Raw genomic sequence first — 21,419 nt, forward strand, 5'->3', positions numbered from 1 at the left:
AGTGACCATGTCCCCCTTGCTCCGGGGAGGAATCCGCATCGCAGGCATCTTGGCGGCAACGGCGGTATTGCTGGCATTCACGCCCTCTTCGCCGTGGGCTCGGGGGAACTCCGACTGCCTCGACTGCCACGGCAGTTCCGACATCCTCTCGTGGTCGGCCGGGGAGAAAGAGTCGAACGTTCGCCCGGGCGGTCCGGAGAAACCCCGCCGGAGCATCTCCCCCTTCCCGGGGACCAGCCTCTTCGTCGACCCCGCTGCGTACGAGGGATCGGTCCACAGGGACCTTTCCTGCACCGACTGCCACCAGGATGCCCAGGGGGTGCCCCACACCGCGCGCCTCAAGCCGGTGGACTGTTCCGGCTGCCACACGAAGGAGACCGCCGTGTACGCGAAAAGCCGGCATGTGGTCGGCCGCAAGGCGATGGTGGGGATCGACGCCCCCCAGTGCACGGATTGCCACGGGGCGCATGCGATTTCCAAAACGACCCTGTCCACCTCACCGGTCTACTTCCGGAATGTCGCCGCAACCTGCACGCGTTGCCACGGAAGCAAGGAGGTGATCGAGCAGGGGGGGATCGCCATCCCCGGGGCGGCGAGGATGTACGAGAAGAGCATCCACAACCGCGCGATTGTGGAGAAGGGGCTGAACAAATCCGCCTCGTGCGTCGCCTGCCACGGAGCCCACGACCTCAAGGACCGGCTCGACCCGTCCTCCCCCATCTACCGGACGAACATCCCGGAGACGTGCGGGAAATGCCACTACGGCGTGCTCACCATTTTCCGCGAGAGCGTGCACGGGGTCGCTTTCTACCGGGGCGTCCCCGATGCCCCCGGGTGCGCCGACTGCCACGGGGAGCACGAAATCCGCCAGGCGGATGACCCCCGGTCCCCCGTATCCTTCATGGCCATTTCCGAAAAGACGTGCCCCTCCTGCCACACCGCGGAGAGGCTCGCCTCCCGGTACGGGGTCGAGATCAGCCGGGTCAAGGGGTACCGCGATAGCTTCCACGGCCTCTCCCAGCGGCTGGGCGACAGGACGGTGGCGAACTGCTCCTCCTGCCACGGGGTGCACGAGATCTTCCCGAGCTCCGACCTCCGCTCCACGGTGAACCCGAAGAACCTGCCGGTGACCTGCGGCCAGTGCCATCCCGGGGCGACGGCGAACTTCGCCAAGGGGAGCATCCACGCGGGCGCCGGCGGGATCGGGAGCACCGTCAAGGCCTGGGTGGAGGGGATCTACATCTGGCTGATCGTCCTCGTCATCGGGGGGATGGTTCTTCACAATGGCGCCGATTATCTCCGGAAGATGCAGGCCCTCTACCGGGAGAGAGCGGAAAAGTGGGATCACCCCGGTTACGAGCGGCTGAACCGTTCCGAGCGGCTTCAGCATTTCCTGACGCTTTCGAGCTTCTTCGTGCTCGTGGTGACGGGGTTCGCCCTCAAGTTCAAGTGGTCGGTCCCGTTCCTTTCGGACCACGCGAACGTCTCGCTCCGGGGCAACGGGCACCGGGCGGCCGCGCTCGTGATGGTGGGGACCTCCCTCTATCATGTCTTCTACGCCGTTTTCACGGCCCGCGGGCGGGGCCAGCTGGCCCGCATGATGCCCCGGTGGCAGGATGCCCTGGACGTCGTGTCGATGCTCCGATACTACGCGGGGCTCTCCGATCACAAGCCGAAGTTCGGCCGGTACGGCTACGTGGAGAAGGCCGAGTATCTCGCCCTCGTGTGGGGAACGATCGTGATGGTCGTCACCGGGTTCATGCTCTGGTTCGAGAACGAGACCCTGAAGCGGATCCCGATGTGGGGGCTGGACGTCGCCACCCTGGTTCACTTCTACGAGGCGATCCTGGCCACCCTGGCCATCTTCGTCTGGCACCTCTACTACGTGATCATCAACCCGGACTTCGCCCCCATGTCGCTCACCTGGATCGACGGAAAGCTCTCCCGCCACCACATGGAGCACGAGCATCCCCTCGAACTCGAGGAGATCGAGGAGAGGGAGCGGCGGGGGGAGAAAGCCGAGCCGGGATCGACCATCCTGCTGACGGAGGAGAAATGAAACCGCTTCGATCGTTCCTTATCGCCGCACTCCTGGCAGCCGCGGGAGTCGCGCTGGCCGCGACGGCGGATGCGGGTCCCACGGTCGGCGATTGCCAGGAATGCCACGGGGACAAGACGATCGAGAAGTCCCTTCCCGGCGGGAAGACGCAGTCGCTGTTCGTCGACGAGAAGGAGTTCCGGCAGTCGGTCCACGGCAAGGGAACGTGCACGTCGTGCCACGCGGACGCGAAGGTTCCGCACGGAAAGCTGGCGGCGGTCGCGTGCGGAAGGTGCCACGCCGACGCGCAGAAGTCGTACTCCCAGAGCACCCACGGGATCGTGCACGCGAAGGGGGTGAAAGACGTCCCGGGGTGCGAAGATTGCCACGGCAAGCATGCCATCCGCAAGGCGCAGGACCCGAAGGCGCGCACCTTCCGGCTCAACATCGTCGAGGTCTGCCTGAAATGCCACGAGGACAGGGTGATCGAGGAGAAGTACGGGCTCCCCGACCAGAAGGTGATGGCGGCCTACCGGGAGAGCGTCCACGGGAGGGCTCAGAAAAAATCCGGCCTCTTGGGCGCCGCGGTCTGCCCGGACTGCCACGGGAACCACATGATCCTCCCGGGGGACCAGCCGCGTTCCGCCACCCACCGGCAGAACATCCCGACGCTCTGCGGGAAGTGCCATTCCGGGATCCTGGAGGAGTACGACCGCTCCGTGCACGGGAAAGGGATGCGCGCCGGGATCGCCGAGTCCCCGGTGTGCACCGACTGCCACGGCGAGCACTCGATCACGAAGATCACCGACCCCCAATCGAAGGTATACGTGAAGAACATCCCCAAGACCTGCACGGCGTGCCACGGGAACGAGGCGATCGCCACGCGGTACGCCCTTCCGAAGAAGCGGTTCTCCACCTACATGGACTCGTTCCACGGCGTCGCCCTCGAGTACGGCATGACCACGGTGGCGAACTGCGCCTCGTGCCACGGATTCCACGGGATCCTTCCGGCGGCGGACCCCGCCTCGTCCGTCAACAAGGCGAACCTTCCGAAGACGTGCGGGAAGTGCCACCCCAACGCGGGGGCGAACTTCGCCAAGGGGGATATCCACGTGGAGGTGACCCCCCAGAAGGCGTTGGGCGTGTTCACCGTCCGCGTCTTCTACACGATCTTCATCGGGACGCTCGTCATCCTGTTCGTCCTCCACATCGCGATGGATCTTCTGGGAAGGCGCCGGCGCGGGGAACCGAAGACGAGAGGGACGAAGGAGTAACCCCGATGAGCGAAGAATCCCGCAGCCCGGTGTACGTGGAGCGCATGTCGGTGCTGTTTCGCATGCAGCACATGCTGTTGATCCTCTCCCTCCTGGTCCTTGCCGTAACCGGTTTCGCGCTGATGTACCACGAGAACCGGCTGGCGCAGGCCCTGATCCGCCTCGAGGGAGGGGTGATGTACCGGGGGATCATCCACCGCGTCGCCGCCGTGTTCCTGATGGCCCAGCTGGTCTACCACGCCTTCTACATGCTTTTTTCCCGCGAGGGGAAACGGGAGCTCAAAGAGGTCTGGCTCACACGGCGGGATTTCGACGACTTTCTCCAGGCGATGCGGTTCAACCTCGGCATGAGCAACGAATACCCGCGGTTCGGGAAATACGGGTACAAGGAGAAGTTCCAGTACTGGGGGACCACGACCGGCGTCTTTCTCCTCTCCGTGACCGGGGTCATCCTCTGGGCGGAGACCTTCTCGATGCGGTTCCTCCCCAAGTTCGTCCTGGACCTGACCCTGATCATCCACGGGTACCAGGGGCTTCTCCTTTTCATCATTCTCCTGTTCTGGCACCTGTACATCGTCCACCTGCACCCGTCCGTATTTCCGATGAACCGGGCGTGGCTGACGGGGAAGGTGAACGCGGAGTGGCTCAGGGCGGAGCATCCCGCGGAGTACGAAAAATTAAAAGGAGAAGGGGCGATATGAGGGGGAAGTTCTTCGCAGCCGGGATCTTCATCGCCTTCGGGGTAGCCGCCCAGGGATTCTGGTCCTCCGCGGACGCCAGGATCTCGCTGGAAAAATGCACGCTCTGCCATGGGAAGCCCGAGTTCCGGAAGATCCTCGTCGATGGGAAGATCCGGGACCTGTTCGCGACGGGGGACAGCCTGAAAGGGTCCGTGCACGAGAAGAAGACGTGCGTGGACTGCCATTTCGACGTAAGCGAGATCCCCCACCGCCAGCGCCCCAAGCGCGTGGTCTGCACCCACTGCCACTACAAGGGGAACGCCGAAGGGGCCCCGCAGTCGGACTCCTACCTGGAGTATTTCGGTTCGGTCCACGGCACGGCGATCGCGAAGGGGAACACGAAGGCTCCCTTGTGCCAGGATTGCCACGGGGACCACTCCATCCGCAAGGCGAAGGACGAGGTGTCGGCGGTTTCCCCCCGGAACGTCGCGGAGACGTGCGGAAGGTGCCACATCGAGATCTACGCGCAGTACAAGACCTCGATCCACGGCGTGGCGCTGTCGAAGGGGATCATGGACGCCCCTTCGTGCACCGGCTGCCACGGAGAGCACAAGATTTACGGCCACCTGGATCCCAAGTCCTCGGTGTACGCGACCCACGTCGCGGAGCAGTGCTCGACGTGCCACGCCTCCGTTTCGATCATGAGCAAGTTCGGCATCGAGACCGAGCAGGTGGCCACGTACAAGAACTCGTTCCATGGCGTGGCGAGCGGTTTCGGCTCCCGGACCGTGGCCAACTGCGCCTCGTGCCACGGCATCCACGACATCCGGCCGCCGGAGGATCCGCTCTCCATGGTCAACCCGAAGAACGTTCCCGCCACCTGCGGGAAATGCCACCCGGGGGCCAACCCCAACTTCGCCGTGGGGAAGATGCACGTGGACGCCCACAAGAAGGAGTCCGGGATCATCTATTACACCGCGCAGTTCTTCAAATACCTCACGATCGGCACCATGCTCGCCCTCATCGCGCACATCTTCCTCGACATGTACGGGCGGACCCGAAGGCTTCGCGGCGAGCAGTAACGGGATCGCGGGCATTGCCCGAAGGATGAAAACCAGGAGCGGGAGAGAGAACGAATGCCCAGGAACGAGAAGAAGGACCCGAAGCAGGAATCCCTGGAACGCGACATCGAGGCGGCCGTCGCCGAGGAGACCGGCGGCCTCGAACCGTCCGAGGCGGAGAAGATCCGGGAGAAGGTCCGCGCCCGCGTCCTCGAGGAGGTGGAGCGGGAAAGACGGATCCGCACGGCGGCGGAGCGCAGGGCGGAGGAGCGCAGACGCCGGGAGGAGAGGCGTCGGGAGAGGCATCCCGAAGAAGGGGAGATGTTCGAGCGGTTCAACAGGAACTTCCGCTTCCAGCACATCGTGATGTTCACCTCGGTCATCCTCCTCGTCATCACCGGGATGCCGATCAAATTTCCCGACTTCGTGCTGTCCCACTACCTGGTGGCCCTGTGGGGGGGGATCCACAACTCCACGATCGTGCACCGGATCGGCGCGGGCATGCTCATCTACTTCATGGTGCATCACCTTTTCTACACGGTGCTCTCCCGGCGGGGCCGGCGCGATTTCGTGCTCCTCATCCCCACCCCCAAGGATGCAAGGGACCTGATGCAGAACATCCGGCATTTATTGGGAAAAACCCCGGAGAAGCCGCGGTTCGGCCGGTTCAGCTACCTCGAGAAATTCGACTACTGGGCCGTCTACTGGGGGTGCGTCATCATGATCGGATCGGGGCTCTTCCTCTGGTTCGAGATGATCGTGCTCAAGTATTTCCCGAAGTATGTCCTGGACGTCGCCCACGAAATGCACAGCGACGAGGCGATGCTTGCCACGCTGGCCATCGTCATCTGGCACTTCTACAACGTCCACTTCAACCCGGACCGTTTCCCCGGGACGCTGATGTGGTGGCACGGCCAGATCTCGGAACACGAGATCAAGGACGAGCACCCGCTCGAGTATGAAGAGATCATGGCCAGACGGGCCAAGCAGACGGCGGAGGTACCCCACCCATGAAGGAGATGCTCGGGCACCTCTGGGACGCGGTCCACCGGCACCGGAAACTGCTTCTGACCCTGGGCGCGATCGTCCTCGGGATCGGCATTGTCTTCAACGGCGCTTTCTTCGTCGCGGCGTACTTCCCGAAGTCGTGCGTCGTCTGCCACTATATGGATCCGTTCTACGACCAGTGGAAGACGTCCCGGCACGCCGACGTTTCCTGCATCAAGTGCCACTCCTTCTCCCCGGTGTTCATCACGGTGACGACGCTGAAATACTGGACCGGGCTGTACAACCCCCGGCCCCACGCAAACGTGCCGGACAAGGCGTGCCTTGCCGTAGGCTGCCACGAGGGGCGCATCGAGAAGGGGAAAGCCAAGCTGGGCAACATCACCTTCGACCACCAGGATCACATGACGAAGCTTCGGCGCGGGGAGAAGCTGCGTTGCACGTCGTGCCACTATTCGATCGTCCAGGGAGAACATGTTGCGGTCGACACGAACGTCTGCTTCCTGTGCCACTTCAAGGGGATCGGCCAGGGGCAGGCCCTCGGCGGATGCCCCGGCTGCCACGGCACCCCGACGCGGACGGTGGAACACAGCGGGTTCACCTTCTCCCACGACTCGTACCTGAAGATCGGGGTCCAGTGCAAGCAGTGCCACCTGCGCGTGGCGGAGGGGGACGGACGGGTCGAAGACTCCCATTGCTTCGACTGCCACGTGGGCAGGTTGAACCGGAAGACCGACCCGCTCGCCCTCCACAGGATCCACGTCACCATCAACGCGATCGAGTGCCTGAAATGCCACGAGAAGATCCGGCACGGCGAAGTCGAGATGGTCAGGACCTTCGAGGTCCAGTGCGACGCCTGCCACAAGCGGCTCCACAACTATCAGAAGGAGATGTACATGGGGGCCGGCGCGCGGGGCGTCGCCGACACCCCGTCGAGGATGTTCTCGGCCCAGGTGGCCTGCGACGGGTGCCACACGAAGTCCGTCGAGGTGCGCGAGTCCGGCGTCGCCTTCCCCGGCGAAAAGAAGCTCACGGCCGAGCGGCAAAGCTGCGTCGCCTGCCACGGGAAGAACTACGACCGGATGCTCGACGACTGGATCCAGGCGTCCCGCGTCCTCGCCGCCGACATGGGCGCGATCGTCTCCTCCGGGGAGGCGGCCGTCGGGACCGGACCTACGAAATCGAAGAAAGTCGCGGAGGCCCGCGCCCTGGTGGCGGATGCCCGCGCCAATCTCGACCTCCTGAAGGCCGGACGCGGAGCCCACAACATCGAGTATGCCTACCGGATCGTGCGGGCCGGATACGACCAGGTCCAGGCGGCGTTCAAGGCCGCCGGGATCTCCGGCGGGCCTCCCCGGCCGGCCATCCTCGCCAGTCCGTCCTCCTATTGCATGACGTTGTGCCACCAGCGTATCCGGCCGCCGGGGGAACTCTTCTTCAAGGAGATGGAGGTGCGCTTTCCCCACTCGCTGCACGTCCAGGACGTGGGAATCCAGTGCACCAAGTGCCATTCCCCCGACAAGCACAAGATGCGGATCGTCACCAAGTCCGAGTGCATGTCGTGCCATCACGAAAGCCGGGACATCGACTGCGGACATTGCCACAAGGCCCCCAAGGCGCTCTATGAGGGGAAGGTGAAGCCCTCCGGCGTTTCGGCGGCCCCCGACGTGATGGCGAAGGCGGGCCTGAAATGCACCGACTGCCACGAGCTGAAGAAGGGGGCGCAGACGGTACTCACCGTCAAGGCCAAGTGCGAAGAGTGTCACAGCGCCGAATACGGGAAGATGCTCCTCTCCTGGAAGGAGGAGATCACCGCGAAGGAGAACGTCATTGCGGTGTCGCTCGAGGAAGCGAGGGAATACCTGGAGCGAAGCAGAAAGTTCGGAAAGAACGTCGACGAGGAGAGGAAGCTCCTCCAGGGAGCCGAGACGAACTATCAGATCGTCACCAACGGGCGGGGGACCCACAATTACGAATTGAGCCGGGACCTCCTGAAATCGGCGCAGAGCTCGCTGGACAGGATCCTGAAGAAGAAGTGACTCAGTCTTCGATGAACAGCTCGTACTCGTCGTGGCTCATGAGGCCTTCCAGCTCCTCGGGCTCGGTGACCTCCACCTCGATGAGCCACCCCTTCCCGTACGGATCCACGTTGATCAGGGAAGGGTCCTCCACGACGCTTTCGTTGTGCGCCCGGATGGTGCCGGACAGGGGGCAAACGAGCTCGACGACGGTCTTCTGGGATTCGAGCTCTCCCATCGTCTCCCCCTGCTCGACGAACTTTCCGTTCTCGGGCAGCAACACGGACAAAATCTCCCCGAGCTGCTCCTGGGCGTAATCGGAGATCCCTATTCGCGCGGTGTCACCCATTTCCAGGACCCAGATATGGTCTTCGGAAAAAGAGAGTTCGCTTTCGTCCGCCATAGGACATTTATAGGGACGGGGTTGGACGATGTCAATAAACCCGGAATATTTTTTATCGCTCTTTCCCCAGAACGGCGAGGGCGGTTTCCACGCTGCCCAGGGGGGCGCTCACCTGGATGCCGCTCATGCGGGGGGAGATCTGCTCGATCGTCTTTCTCGCGATGTCGATCCCGGCCCGGCGGCCGTCCTCCTGGGTCCGGCAGCGGGCCATCCGGTCGAGGATCTCCCGGGGGACGACCACGCCGGGGACCTCGTTGTTCATGAACTCGGCGTTTTTGTAGCTGAACAGCGGCCAGACTCCCGCCAGGACGGGGATGCGCCGCGCGTACCCCTCCACGCGGTCCAGGAAGCGGAACAGGGCCTCCACGTCGAAGACCGGCTGGGTGATGGCGAACTCGGCGCCCGCGTCGATCTTGCGGTAGTAGCGTTCGATCTCCCGCGAAAGATCCACGGCGCACGGGTTTGCGCCCACCCCGATGAAGATGCCGGTGGGCGGGTCGATCGGGTTCCCGCCGATGTCGAATCCCCGGTTCAGGTTGTCCGTCACCTGGACGAGACCGATCGCATCCACGTCGAAGACCCCCGTGGCCTGGGGATAGTCGCCGACCTTGGGGGGGTCCCCCGTGATGATCAGGAAGTTGGCGAGACCTGCGGCGTACCCGCCGAGGAGGTCCGACTGCATCCCGATGAGGTTGCGGTCCCGGCAGCAGTAGTGGAGGATCGGCTCGATGCCGACCTCTCTCAGGATGGTGATGGCGGCGATCATGGGGGAGATGCGCGCGCTGGCCCGAGGGCCGTCCGGGATGTTGATCGCGTCGACCCCGGCCTCGGCGCACTGTCTCACCTTGGCGAGCATCTTCGAGAGGTCGCTGGAGCGCGGGGGGACGATCTCCACGGAGGTGACCTTTTCCCCCGCGAGCATCTTGCGGGCCAGCCGGGACTTCTTCTCGGGGGGAACGACCTGGATCAGAACCCCCTGCTGGGCGAGCGGACGGATCTTCACGTGCGTCTTCACGCCGGAAAGCGACTTGATCGCCCGGCTGGCCACCCGGATGTGCGCCGGGGTGGTCCCGCAGCAGCCCCCCACGCCGCGCACGCCCAGTTCGATGTACTTCTTGGCGTACTCGGTGAAATATTCCGGGCTGGTGAGGTAGAGCAGCCGCCCGCCGATATCGCGGGGAAACCCCGCGTTCGGCATCACGACGACCGGTTTTCCGACCTGGGGGAGAACGGAGTGCAGCGCGTCGAAGACCCCGGCGGGGCCGGTCCCGCAGTTGATCCCGACGATGTCCACATTTCCGTCGGATTCCAGGGCTTGGGCGATGGCGCCCGCCTTCATCCCCACGGCGGTCTCCCCGCGGTCGTTCAGCGCGAACGACGCGAGCACCGTCGCGCCGAGCTTCTTGGCCGCCCGGGCCGCCCGCTGGAGTTCCTTCAAATGGGTGAAGGTCTCCAGAACGACGAGATCGACGCCCTCGGCCACCAGAGCGCCGATCTGCTCGGCAAAGGCCTCCTCCACTTCGACGGCGTGCTCCTCCGGCATGATCTGGTCCGGACGGATGCACGGCCCCACGGCTCCGGCGACGTACACCGAGTCCATCGCGACCTCCCGGGCGATCCGCACCGCCTGGCGGTTGATCTCCACGACCTTCTCGGAAAGCCCGTACGGGCGGAGGGCGATCCGGTTGGCCCCGAAGGTGTTCGTCTCGATCACCTCGGCCCCTGCCTCGACATAGTCGCTGTGGATCTGGCGGATGAGCTTCGGATTGGAGAGGGAGAGCTCGTCGAAGCAGGTGTTGATGAAGACCCCCCGCTCGTAGATCATCGTCCCCATGGCGCCGTCGAAGACCAGCGGGGACTTCTTCATCCGTTCGAGGATCTTCTCCATCGCCTATTCCATCTCGTCGAAACTGGACCTGGGCGCATAGCACATGGGGCATACCCACCCGTCCGGCAACGCCTCGAAGGGGGTACCGGGGGGGATGTCCCCCATCGGGTCGCCCGCTTCGGGATCGTACACGTACCCGCAATTCGTGCAGATGTACTTTTTCACGGCTTTGCTCCTTCGGCTGCCTACACGGCGAAATATTTCGCCTGGGGATGGTGCGCGACGAGGGCCGAAGTGGTCTGCTCGGGCACCATCTCCATCGTCTCGGTGAGAGTGACACCGATCTCCCCGGGACGGAGCAGTTCGAACACGGGGCGGTGGGCCGTAAGATCCGGGCAGGCGGGGTAGCCGAAACCGTACCGGGACCCCTGGTACTCCTGGACGACGTAGCCTTCCGGTCCGGACGGCCGCTGCCCCGCGATCCCCAGCTCCCGCCGCATCATTTCGTGCCAGTATTCGGCCAGGGCGTCGGTAAGCTCGACGCTCAGGGCGTGCAGCATCAGGTAGTCGTGGTACCGGTCCGCCTCGAACAGTTCCCGTGCGGCCTGCCCGAACCGCTCCCCGATCGTCGCCACGAAGAAGCCCGCGACGTCGCCCCCCTCCGCCGCCGTCCGGAAGTAGTCGGCGATGCACAGATGCGGCGGGTTTTTCTGGCGGGGGAAGGGGAACGGGAATTTCCGTTCTTCATGCTCCACGACGAGGGTGTCGTCCTCGGGAAAGCAACGGAAATATCCGTAGGCCACCATCGGGCGGGCGAGCTTTTCCTCCGCGCACCGGCGCTTCAGCTCTTCGTACATCGGCCGGACCGTCCCCTCGATGAGCCGGCGGTACTCCCCGGCCTCCCTCTTTCCCCGACGGTACCCCCAGCGTCCCCGGAACAGCGCCTGCTCGTTGACGTAGGGGAAAAGCAGTTCCGTCCCGATGTCGGTGACATGGCGCGCCCCGAGGAAAGGGGGGGTCGGGACCGGGGATTCCCGGGAGATCCGGGCCTCCCTCCGCCCCGGCGCGGCGGCCTGCCGTGCCGTCTCCCGGTGCGTCGTGGAGCGCAGCGTTCCGGCCTCGAGGTCCCGCATCGCCGCGAGCCCCGCGAATGCATCGGCGCAGTAGACCACCTTCCCTCCGTATCCCGGCACGCACTCCTCGGCCACGAATTTCCCGGTGAGCGCCGCTCCGCCGAGGAGGATGGGGACGGACAGCCCTGCCTCCCGGTACTGGGGCATGCTTTCCTTCATGACGATGGCCGACTTGACGAGGAGGCCGGAGAGACCGATCGCGTCGACGCCGTATTCGCGGGCCTTCTCGATGATCGTCTCCGCGGGGACCTTGATCCCCAGGTTGAACACGCGGTAGCCGTTGTTGGAGAGGATGATGTCGACCAGGTTCTTCCCGATGTCGTGCACGTCCCCCGCGACGGTCGCCAGGAGGATCTTGCGGCCGGTCTCCCGATCGGCCTTGGCCAGGAAGGGCTCCAGGATGTCCACGCTCCGCTTCATGGTCTCCGCGGACTTGAGCACGAACGGCAGCAGCATCTCGCCCCGCCCGAACAGTTCCCCCACATGCCGCATCGCCGGCACGAGGATGTTGTTGATCACCGCCCCCGCCGGCCACCGGGAGAGCAGGATCGACAGGAGGTCCTCGAGCCCCTCCCGGTCGCCCGCGACGACCTTCTCGGTGAGCGCCTTCTCCGGAGGCGCCGCGGCGTCGGTCTTTGCGGGGGAGGTGCCTTCCCCTTCCGTCTTCCCGGCGAAATGCGCGAGGAACGCATCGAGAGGCGTTTCCCCGCCCTCCGACCGCCGGTTGTGGATCAGGTCGAGGCAGGCGCGGCGGTCCTCCTCCGGGATCTTCGCGAGGGGGAGGATCTTCGCGGCGTCGATGATGGCGGCGGTCAACCCCGCCTCGACCGCCTCGTGGAGGAAGACCGAGGTGAGCGCGCGGCGGGAAGCCGGGGACAGCCCGAAGGAGATGTTGCTCACCCCCAGAAGGGTGAACGCCCCCGGCAGTTCCTCCCGCGCGCGTCGGACGGCCTCGATCGTCTCCGCCGCCGCGTCGCGGAGGGATGCGTCCCCCGAGCCGATCGTGAAGGTCAGCATGTCGAACAGGAGGTCGTGCGGGCGCAATCCGTGCCGGTGGACCGCCAGGTCGTAGATCGTCTTCGCCGTGGCCAGCTTCTCCTCGGCGGTCATCGCCATTCCCTTCTCGTTGATGGTCAGGGCCACGACGGCGGCGCCGTATTTTTTCGCCAGCCGGCAGATCCGCTCGCAATTTTTCCCTCCGTCCTCGAGGTTGATCGAGTTGACGAGGCATCTCCCGGGGTGGATCCGGAGGGCCTCCTCGATGCACTCGGGGGAGGTCGAGTCGATCACGGTGGGGAGGCGGACGTACTGGGCGAAGAGGCGGGTAAGTGTCGCCAGGTCCGCCTTCTCGTCCCGACCGGCGTACGCCGTGCACAGGTCCAGGGCGTGTGCGCCGTCCTCCTGCTGCTCGAGGGCGATCGCGAGCGCCCCTTCGTAGTCGTCGGCGAGGAGGCGTTCCCGGAATTGCCGCGACCCGTTGGCGTTCGCCCGCTCCCCGATGAGAAGCGGCGGGATCTCCTGACGGATCTCCACGGCCTGGTAGAGACTCGACAGGGAGGGTTTTCCCTGCGGGGCGCGCGGGGCGGGGCGCACGGAGGAAAGCGCCTGGGCCAGGCACCGGATGTGCTCCGGGGTCGAACCGCAGCATCCGCCCACGATGCTCACCCCTTCTTCGGTCACGAACGCCTCGAGCTCCTCGGCGAATCGTTCCGGAGAAAGAGAGTAGACCGTTTGTCCCCCGAGCACCTGCGGGATGCCGGCGTTGGGGATGCAGGAGACCCGGCCCGGCCAGTGGCGGCTGAGATACCGGATGTGGGATTTCATCCCCTCCGGCCCGGTGGCGCAGTTGAGTCCCAGGGAGAATACGGGGAAGGGCTCGATGGCCGCTGCGGCCGCCGCCACGTCCGTGCCGACCAGCATCGTTCCCGAGCTCTCGATCGTGAGGGAGACCATGACGGGGATCTCCCGGCCCAGCCGCTCCAGTTCCTCGAAACAGCTCACCAGGCCGATTTTCACCTGCTTCAGGTCCTGGCAGGTCTCGAACAGGAGGAGGTCCACCCCCGCCAGGACAAGCGCGCGCACCTGTCCGCCGAACGCGCGGGCCATCTCCTCGTAGGAAATGTGCCCCAGCGAAGGCAATTTCGTCGTCGGCCCGATGGCCCCGGCGACGTAGCCGCGGCCTCCGTGCCGCGCGATGGCGGTCCGGGCGTGCTCCACCGCGGCGCGGTTGATCTCCTCTCCCTGGTTTTCCAGCCCGTACTCGGCGAGGACGACGGAGTTGGCGCCGAAGGTGTTCGTTTCGAGGACCATCGCGCCGGCGGCAAGGAACGACCCGTGCAGTTCCGCGATGACTTCCGGGGCCGAGAGGTTCAGATATTCGTTGCACCCCTCGTGCTTTCCCCAGGCCGACGGGGGCAGGGAAAATCGCTGCAGGTTCGTCCCGCACGCGCCGTCGAAGATGAGAACGGGTTCGTCGAAAAGGCCCACCGGAGTCCTCCTCGCCGCGTTCCCGGCCGGCACCGGGTCGCAGGAAGTAAGTGCCCCATACTATAAAGGAATTTCCCGGGTGTCAAACTGCCGCTCTTTTGGCTTGACTTGCCGAAACCTTTCTTGCTATTAAGATAGAAAGACTGTATACGGTATACATTCTGCAAGATCCGAATCAAGCACATTGACGTCATTCTGCAGGCAGTACTCCGGGTACAGGAAGGGGGGGTGATTGCCGCACTGCGAATGGAGCGCTGTCCCCTGGCTGCTACCATGGAGAGAATCTACCAAGAACGGAAAGGAGGGTGCCCGTAAAACCGTAAGAAGCTGATCCGTCAAATACCGCTATCCCATGAAAGGGGGTTCGACAGCATGGCGACGCTCAAGGAAAAGCTTTTCGAGAAGATTCAGGCGCACCGTCCACGCATCACCAAACTGGTCAAGGAGCAAGGCAAGGTGGTCATCGACCAGGTTACTATCGATCAGTGCATCGGCGGCGCGCGCGACGTCCGCTGCCTCGTGACCGACATCTCCTACCTGGATCCTCAGGAAGGGATCCGCTTCCGCGGGAAGACGATCCCCGAGTCTTTCGCGGCCCTTCCCAAGGTCCCCGGGTCCGAGTACCCTTACGTCGAGGGGTTCTTCTATTTCCTGATGACCGGCGATGTCCCCACGATGGAGCAGGCCCTGGCGACGGTCGAGGATTTCAAAGTCCGCTCCCAGATCCCCCAGTACGTGTTCGACGTCCTGCGCGCCATGCCGCGCGACACCCATCCGATGACCATGTTCTCCGCTGCCATCGTTGCAATGCAGCGGGAATCCATCTTCGCGAAGAGATACGGCGAGGGAATGAAGAAGATAGACTACTGGGACCCGATGTTCGAGGACGCCTGCAACCTGATGGCGAAGCTGCCGTCGATCGGGGCGTACATCTACCGGATGAAGTACAAGGGCGACACCCATATTGCCCCGGACCCGAAGCTCGACCTGGGCGGCAACTTCGCCCGTATGATGGGGATCGGCAAGCCCTATGACGACGTGGCCCGGATGTACTTCTGCCTCCACTCGGACCATGAGTCGGGCAACGTGTCGGCGCACACCGCGCACCTCGTGGCCTCGGCCCTTTCCGATGCCTACTACGCCTATTCCGCCGGCATCAACGGCCTGGCCGGCCCGCTCCACGGCCTGGCGAACCAGGAAGTGCTGGGATGGTGCCAGGGGGTGTTCAAAAAGCTGGGAGGAAAGCTCCCCACCGAGGAGGAGCTCAAGAAGTTCCTGTGGGATACCCTGAACAGCGGCCAGGTCATCCCGGGGTACGGCCACGCGGTGCTGCGCAAGACCGACCCCCGGTACGTCTCGCAGATGGAGTTCTGCCTGAAGAACCTGCCGGACTACCCGCTCTTCAAGCTGGTCAACATGATCTACAAGGTCGCGCCGGACGTCCTCAGGGAGCACGGGAAAGCGAAGAACCCGTGGCCGAACGTCGATGCGCAGTCCGGCGTCATCCAGTGGTACTACGGCGTCGTCGAGTACGACTTCTACACCGTGCTCTTCGGCATCGGGCGGGCCTTGGGCGTCCTGTGCAACCTCACCTGGGACCGCGGCCTGGGGTACGCCCTCGAGCGTCCCAAGTCGGTCACCACCGACATGCTCGAGAAGTGGGCGGCCGAGGGAGGCAGGAAGCTCGCCTGATCCGTCAGCGGCATCGCCGCAGGATAGAGAAACCGCCGGGGACGGTGACCCGCCCCCGGCGGTTTTCCATTGGTGCGCCCAGTCAATAGAGCGCCCGTGGCGGCTTCGCCTCCGGGGTCCCCGCTCGCGTCCAGCCTCGGCTCCCCGGCTGCGGCCGGTGAACGTGCCCATTGGCCATCTCCCCGGCCATTCACCTTCCGGAGCGGTATGCCATGCCCTTGCCCTCTAGGGCGCGGGGCCTCCGCCGGTTCCGCCTTCGGCTTCCCGCTCGGGGGATCCCCTGCGGCGGGCGCCGCATTTGCACAGCCCATTGGCAGAGTATCGGCAACCGGGGGCCCGGGGCGATGCGGGGGGTTCCCGGCGTCCAGGGGACCATTCCCTCAGATCCCGGCATTCGTGGGCCGCTGCATCCGCCCCGGCTTCGTTGCCCTCCCTCACCGTACCGCGGTGGGTACGCCTCGGTCGGGCGCCTCGCCGGATGCGGCGCATCGGCCCTCTCGGTGCTCGGCCTCTTCGGCAACGGCCCCCTGGACGCCGGCGGCGTGTGGAGCGAGAGAAGAGTATCCCCGCCGTGCGGGGTCCGATCCGACGAGCGGAACCCGCAGCGAGCGGGCGAAGGTCGCGAGCGTAGCTTTGGGGAAGCCCCCCGCGAGCCAGGGACCCCGGGCGCCCCATTCCCTCAAGGGGGCGCGCAAAGTCGGCCCCCGCCGCAGCGCGCGCAAGCGGCGGAGCGGACGCAGGGGGGGGTCGACCGGAACTGACCGGCGAAGGTTTCCTCCGCAGCCCCAGAAGGAAGGTTGCGGCGAGGGACGAAGCGAGCGGGCCCCCTCCGGGGAAGCGGGAGCCGGTCTCGGAGCCTGCCGGGCAGACTTCGATTGCCGAGTTCTCAGGAACGTCCCAGTTCTTCCGTTGTCAGGATGTCGCGGGGGTGCAGTGGCTGCAGGCGCCGATGACGTGCAGGTCCAGGTAGTTCACCGTGGAGATATCGGTCTCCCCTTTCCAGGAGACCCCCTCGAGGCAGGTGGGAAGCGGAAGGTCGAGGACCGCCTGGCACACCGTGCAGTGGAAATGGGCGTGGGGAGGGCACTTTCCTTCGAATCGCGAGGAGGCATCGCTGTTCGTGCGGATCTCCCGGGCCAGACCCTGCTCCCGGAGGAAATTGAGGTTTCGGTACACCGTCCCCAGGCTGATGTTGGGGAGAACCTTGCGCGCTTCCTGGTAGATCGCCTCCGCGGTCGGGTGGGCCCCGCTTTTCTTGAGAATCTCCAGGATCACCGCGCGTTGCTTCGTGTTTCGGGATTTTTTCCTCGTCGTTTCCATGACATCGTCATCGTATTTTTCGACCGGGTAAATGTCAAGAAGATTGAATAGCAACAAGGATTGGGATATAAAGGATTGGGATATAAAGGATTGGGATATAAAGGAAAAGATATAATTCCCTTGGAGGTGCTCCCTTCGATGTCCTATGCGGGAATGGGCTTCCCCGTAACAGCGGCCGCAAACGGCCTGTTCGACACCCAAGTGTTCCAGCACATCTGGCTCGCCGGGCCGATCGTCAAGTTCGTTCTCCTGATGCTCATCGTGTTCTCGGTCGTCTCCTGGGCCATCATCTTCCTCAAATTCCGGCTTTTCAAAGGGATCGAAAAGAGCCAGGCGGAATTCGCCAAGGCCTTCGCCGAGGGGAAGAACCTCGCTGCCCTCTATGACCGGGCGGAGAAAATGGAGCGGACCCCGCTCACCGAGGTGTTCCGGACGGGGTATCTCGAGCTGATGCGGATCCAGCGGGGGCGGTCCGCCGAGACCGCGGCGACGGGCGGCCGCGCCGGCGGGTTCCCCCTGGACAACGTGGAGCGGGCGATGAGGAAGGCGTCCAACGAGGAGATCGCGCTCATGGAGACGTACCTCCCCTTTCTGGCGACGACGGGAAGCTCGACGCCCTTCATCGGCCTGTTCGGCACCGTCTGGGGGATCATGAACGCCTTTTCGGGCATCGCCCAGACCGGCAGCGCCACGCTCGCCACGGTCGCCCCCGGCATCGCCGAGGCGCTGATCGCGACCGCGGCCGGGCTGGCCGCCGCGATTCCATCGGTCATGGCATACAACTTCTTCCTGAACCGGGTACGGGCGATCGCGACGCGCCTCGACAGTTTCTCCATCGAGTTCGTGAACTTCCTCGAGCGCAACGTGGAGAAGGTGTAGCCCGATGGCTTTTGCCAACGGAAACGGAAGAGAACGCCGATTGATGGCGGACATCAACATCGTCCCCCTCGTGGACGTGATGCTGGTGCTTCTCATCATCTTCATGGTCACCGCGCCGATGCTCACCCAGGGAGTGGACGTCAACCTGCCGCAAGCGAACGCGAAGGCCATGCGGTCGGATGAGGAGCGACTCGTCCTCACCGTGGACATGAACAGCCGGATCTTCGTCGGGAAGCAGCCGGTGGAGTTCAACCGGCTGAACGACACCCTCAGGGCCATCGTCGCCCGGCGCACCGACCGGCAGGTCTATTTCCGCGCCGACCGGGCCGTCCCCTACGGATTCGTCGTGAAAGTCATCGCAGAGGTCCGCAACGCAGGGGTGGAAAAACTCGGGATGGTCACGGAACCCCTCGAGCGTTGAACAGCGGTCGCGCCACAGGCATGCGGACGGTCCCCTTTGCGGCCACCCCCATGGAGCCGATTTTCCGCAGAATGATCGCCGTTTCGGTGGCCCTCCACGTGGCCGCCCTGGCCCTTTTTTCCGTCTGGGCGGCCCTTCACGCGCCGCCATCCCGGTTCCTCTCCGTGGCGGTGATCGATCTCGTCGGAGGCGAGGCGTTCGCCCCCCCCCCCGAGGCGCCCGGAAAACCGGTCGAAAAGCCGGCTCCCCCCCCCGCGGCGAAGACGACGAAGGAAGAAGGGCTCCGGAAGTCTCCCCCTCCCCGAACGGCAAAGGCGGAGAAGGAGCGAGGGACCAAAGGGAAGCCGGTCTTGCCCGCGACCCTTCCCAGGGAAACCGAAAGCCTCTCCGAGAGCATCAAGAGGATGCGGGAGAAGAAAGCATCCGGGGAGTCCGTCCGGGAGGCGGTGGTGACGATCCGGCGGGAGAAGGCGGCCCGTTCGGCGATCCATCAGATCGGGGAGCGCGTCGGGCACCGGATCGACCTTTCGGCCGTCCGCCCCGCGCAGAGGAAGGACTCTCCGTCCGCACCGGCGGGACTGGCCGGCGCCGCCGGGACCGCCCGGGTACCGCCCGAGCACCTTGCCTACTTCCGGCAGCTTGACGAGAAGGTCCGGTCGAACTGGAACGTTCCCGCCCTTGCGGTGGGAGAGAAGGAAAAGCTCATGGTGCAGATTCGGATCGTCATCGAGATCGACGGCCGGGTGTCGCAGGTGCGGATGGAGAAAACCTCCGGCAACCCCTACTTCGACGATTCCGTGCTGCGGGCCATCCGCAAGGCGAGCCCTCTTCCCGTTCCCCCTGCGCCGTTGCGCGGCTCGGAGGACCATTACGAAGTCGGTTTCCGCTTCTACGGGGCGGGGGAGGAGTCGTGATCCGGTACGCAGGAGCGCTGCTCCTTTCCCTTTGGATCCTCCTCCTCCCTTCCGTTTCCGGGGCCGTCCTGTACATCGACATCAATGCGCCCGGCGGGAAGCGCATGCCGATCGCCCTCCCGGACTTCGTCGTGACCGGCGGGGACGCCTCCCTCGGCCGGGACATCCCCGAAACGATCGCGGGGGATCTCGCCATGACGTCGCTGTTCGACGTCATCGCAAGAGCGGCGTATCTCGAACGGATCGTTCCCGGGCATTTCGAGGGGAGGCCGGTCTCCTTTCCCGACTGGAAGATGATCGGCGCCGAGGCCGTGGTGATCGGGAAGGTGGAGGTCCGGGGGGAAACGATGACGGCGGAGATGCGCCTCTACGACGCCACCCTCGGAAACCTGATGGCGGGGAAGAAATACACGGGTTCCGTCCGCGGATACAGGAAGGTGGCGCACAAGTTCGCCAACGAGGTGCTCTTCGCATTCACGGGGATCCGGGGGATCTTCGATACCGAGATCGCCTTCTCCGCGCGGCCGGGAAAGGGGAAGGGGAAGGAGATCTACCTCATCGGGCTCGACGGCAGGGAACTGCGGCCGGTGACCGACAACCGGAGCTTCAATCTGTTTCCCCGCTGGTCCCCGGACGGGGAACGGCTCGCCTACACCTCCTACCGGACGGGGGTCCCCCAGATCTATCTCCGCAACCTGGCCGACGGGAAGGACCGGATCGTCGCGCAGCACGGGAACTCGAAGTCCCCCGGATCGTTTTCCCCCTCGGGAGACTCCCTCTACGTCACCCTGAGCGTCGAGGGGAACTCCGACATCTACCGTGCGATGCTCAACGGCCCGGGTCTGCAGGTGGTCGTCGGCGGATGGGGGATCGAAGTCTCCCCCTCGGTATCCCCCGACGGAAAGAGCGTCGCCTTCGTGTCCAACCGGGCCGGCTCGCCCCAGATCTACGTCAAGGATTTCGGCTCCTCGGACGAGAGGCGCGTATCCCGGGCGGGGGGCTACTCCACCTCGCCCTCCTGGTCTCCCGCGGGCGACCGGATCGCCTTCACCTCCCTTTCCGAGGGGAGGTACTCGATCTTCACGGTCCGCCCCGACGGCTCGGACCAGCGTCTCGTGGTGTCGGCCAACGGCGACTGCGTCGATCCGTCCTTTTCGCCCGATGGCCGGTACCTGGTTTACACCTTCCAAAAAAATGGCTATTCTGAGTTGAAAATCACATCGGTGGACGGACGCTGGCAAAAGGGTCTTTTCAAAGGACTGTCCGGCGTGGGATCGCCTTCCTGGTCCCCCCGGCATTGACCGCTTCTCAAGGGATGTTGCAGGATGGGATCACACCATACTTCTATTACCGTGGGGAGGATGATCATGAAAGGATTACCGGGGAAAAAGTGGATGCTCGGGGCGCTGTCGGTGGTCTTGGTGTTCGCCATGGGATGCGCGAAGAAAGAACTGGTGAAGTCGACCGGAACCGGTCCGGAAGCGGGGGTATCGGCGCCTTCCTCCACCGAAACGCCGACCGGCAAGCCCGGGGAGATCGTCACGGAGACGCTGAAACCCGAAGAGGCGGGGAAGCAGATGGCGATGGCGGGCATCGCGGCGACCCAGGAGAAACCGTCCCCCTTTGAGGACATCCATTTCGATTTCGACAAGTCGTTCATCCGGGAGGACGCCAAACCCGCCCTCCAGAAGGTGGCCGACTATCTGAAAAAGAATACGGGAGCGTCGATGGTCATCGAGGGGCATTGCGACGAGCGCGGAACCTCCGAGTACAACATGGCGCTGGGCGAGCGCCGCGCCGAGAGCGCCAAGAGCTATCTCGTCTCCCTCGGCGTCAAGTCCGGCGGGCTCTCCACGGTCAGCTTCGGCGAGGAGAAGCAGATCGACACGGGGCATACCGAAGCCGCGTGGGCGAAGAACCGCCGGGCCCACTTCGTCCTGAGGTAGGAAGCAGATGAAGAGAAAGCGCCTTGCCTCTCTGTTGTGCCTTGTCCTCCTGGGAGCGGCCGCGGGCGGTTGCGCCGTGGCCGACACCGGCGCATTCGTCCGCCTCCAGGAGGACATGGAGTCCCTGAAAAGGGAGGTCGCCGCTGGCCGGAGGTCGCCGGCCCCCGGACCCCCGTCGGCCACCGGGGCCGGCCGGAATGATTTGACCTCCTTCCAGACGACCCTGGCGGATCTTGCGTCGGACAACGACCGGATCAAATCGGACCTTCTCGCCGTCACCACCCGTGCGGACGAGACGAAACTGGAGATGCAGAAGGAGG

At 64.7% G+C, this 21,419-nt stretch carries 18 protein-coding genes; 13 read left to right on the forward strand and 5 right to left on the reverse strand.

Annotated features, from left to right (window positions below):
- From VJ307_01090 to VJ307_01115, 6 genes are all read left to right on the forward strand, one after another.
- The coding region (locus tag VJ307_01090) for a cytochrome c3 family protein (protein HJX72721.1) at positions 1 to 2,059 on the forward strand (2,059 nt) is incomplete at its 5' end.
- A complete protein-coding gene (locus VJ307_01095; GenBank protein HJX72722.1) occupies positions 2,056 to 3,312 on the forward strand; it encodes a hypothetical protein in 1,257 nt (418 codons plus the stop codon). The genes VJ307_01090 and VJ307_01095, both read left to right, overlap by 4 nt.
- 5 nt (positions 3,313 to 3,317) lie before the next feature.
- Positions 3,318 to 4,013, forward strand: a complete 696-nt coding sequence (locus tag VJ307_01100; GenBank protein HJX72723.1) for a cytochrome b/b6 domain-containing protein — start codon at positions 3,318 to 3,320, stop codon at positions 4,011 to 4,013.
- On the forward strand, positions 4,010 to 5,074 hold the full coding sequence (locus VJ307_01105) for a hypothetical protein (GenBank protein HJX72724.1): 1,065 nt from the start codon (positions 4,010 to 4,012) through the stop codon (positions 5,072 to 5,074). The genes VJ307_01100 and VJ307_01105 overlap by 4 nt, the downstream gene beginning before the upstream one ends.
- A gap of 54 nt (positions 5,075 to 5,128) precedes the next feature.
- The gene (locus VJ307_01110) at positions 5,129 to 6,067 is read left to right on the forward strand and encodes a cytochrome b/b6 domain-containing protein (protein ID HJX72725.1); all 939 of its coding nucleotides are present in this window, start codon (positions 5,129 to 5,131) and stop codon (positions 6,065 to 6,067) included.
- Positions 6,064 to 8,097 (forward strand): cytochrome c3 family protein, encoded by a 2,034-nt coding sequence (locus VJ307_01115; protein HJX72726.1) that lies wholly within the window; start codon positions 6,064 to 6,066, stop codon positions 8,095 to 8,097. The genes VJ307_01110 and VJ307_01115 overlap by 4 nt, the downstream gene beginning before the upstream one ends.
- 1 nt (position 8,098) lies before the next feature.
- Here VJ307_01115 and gcvH read toward each other — a convergent pair whose 3' ends face one another.
- From gcvH to metH, 4 genes are read right to left on the reverse strand one after another with little or no spacing between them, the layout of a single operon-like run.
- On the reverse strand, positions 8,099 to 8,479 hold the full coding sequence (gene gcvH / locus VJ307_01120) for a glycine cleavage system protein GcvH (protein HJX72727.1): 381 nt from the start codon (positions 8,477 to 8,479) through the stop codon (positions 8,099 to 8,101).
- Positions 8,480 to 8,531: 52 nt separating this feature from the next.
- Positions 8,532 to 10,367 carry a bifunctional homocysteine S-methyltransferase/methylenetetrahydrofolate reductase gene (locus VJ307_01125; protein ID HJX72728.1) on the reverse strand — a complete coding sequence of 612 codons (1,836 nt, stop codon included), beginning with the start codon at positions 10,365 to 10,367 and terminating at the stop codon, positions 8,532 to 8,534.
- A 3-nt stretch (positions 10,368 to 10,370) separates the two neighbouring features.
- Positions 10,371 to 10,532 carry a rubredoxin gene (locus VJ307_01130; GenBank protein HJX72729.1) on the reverse strand — a complete coding sequence of 54 codons (162 nt, stop codon included), beginning with the start codon at positions 10,530 to 10,532 and terminating at the stop codon, positions 10,371 to 10,373.
- A 20-nt stretch (positions 10,533 to 10,552) separates the two neighbouring features.
- Complete coding sequence (gene metH, locus VJ307_01135) at positions 10,553 to 13,927, reverse strand: methionine synthase (GenBank protein HJX72730.1); 3,375 nt, start codon at positions 13,925 to 13,927, stop codon at positions 10,553 to 10,555.
- Between the two features lie 372 nt (positions 13,928 to 14,299).
- Here metH and VJ307_01140 point away from each other — a divergent pair, with 372 nt between their 5' ends.
- Positions 14,300 to 15,619 (forward strand): citrate (Si)-synthase, encoded by a 1,320-nt coding sequence (locus VJ307_01140; GenBank protein ID HJX72731.1) that lies wholly within the window; start codon positions 14,300 to 14,302, stop codon positions 15,617 to 15,619.
- Positions 15,620 to 16,531: 912 nt separating this feature from the next.
- On the opposite strand, the gene VJ307_01145 is transcribed toward VJ307_01140, so the two are convergent.
- Complete coding sequence (locus VJ307_01145; GenBank protein ID HJX72732.1) at positions 16,532 to 16,939, reverse strand: transcriptional repressor; 408 nt, start codon at positions 16,937 to 16,939, stop codon at positions 16,532 to 16,534.
- A gap of 138 nt (positions 16,940 to 17,077) precedes the next feature.
- Between VJ307_01145 and tolQ the strand changes: the two genes are divergently transcribed.
- The 6 genes from tolQ to VJ307_01175 all read left to right on the forward strand — a co-directional run.
- Positions 17,078 to 17,818 carry a protein TolQ gene (gene tolQ, locus VJ307_01150; protein ID HJX72733.1) on the forward strand — a complete coding sequence of 247 codons (741 nt, stop codon included), beginning with the start codon at positions 17,078 to 17,080 and terminating at the stop codon, positions 17,816 to 17,818.
- A 43-nt stretch (positions 17,819 to 17,861) separates the two neighbouring features.
- Entirely contained in the window at positions 17,862 to 18,239 is a 378-nt protein-coding gene (tolR, locus tag VJ307_01155) for a protein TolR (protein ID HJX72734.1), read from the forward strand.
- Positions 18,240 to 18,289: 50 nt separating this feature from the next.
- A complete protein-coding gene (locus VJ307_01160; protein ID HJX72735.1) occupies positions 18,290 to 19,153 on the forward strand; it encodes a TonB family protein in 864 nt (287 codons plus the stop codon).
- A complete protein-coding gene (locus VJ307_01165; GenBank protein ID HJX72736.1) occupies positions 19,150 to 20,454 on the forward strand; it encodes a hypothetical protein in 1,305 nt (434 codons plus the stop codon). Before VJ307_01160 ends, VJ307_01165 begins: the two co-directional genes overlap by 4 nt.
- Before the next feature lie 66 nt (positions 20,455 to 20,520).
- Complete coding sequence (gene pal / locus VJ307_01170; GenBank protein ID HJX72737.1) at positions 20,521 to 21,099, forward strand: peptidoglycan-associated lipoprotein Pal; 579 nt, start codon at positions 20,521 to 20,523, stop codon at positions 21,097 to 21,099.
- Positions 21,100 to 21,106: 7 nt separating this feature from the next.
- On the forward strand, positions 21,107 to 21,419 hold a 313-nt coding region (locus VJ307_01175), incomplete at its 3' end, for a hypothetical protein (protein HJX72738.1).

The organism is Candidatus Deferrimicrobiaceae bacterium (genome assembly GCA_035256765.1).
Lineage (GTDB): Bacteria > Desulfobacterota > Deferrimicrobia > Deferrimicrobiales > Deferrimicrobiaceae > CSP1-8.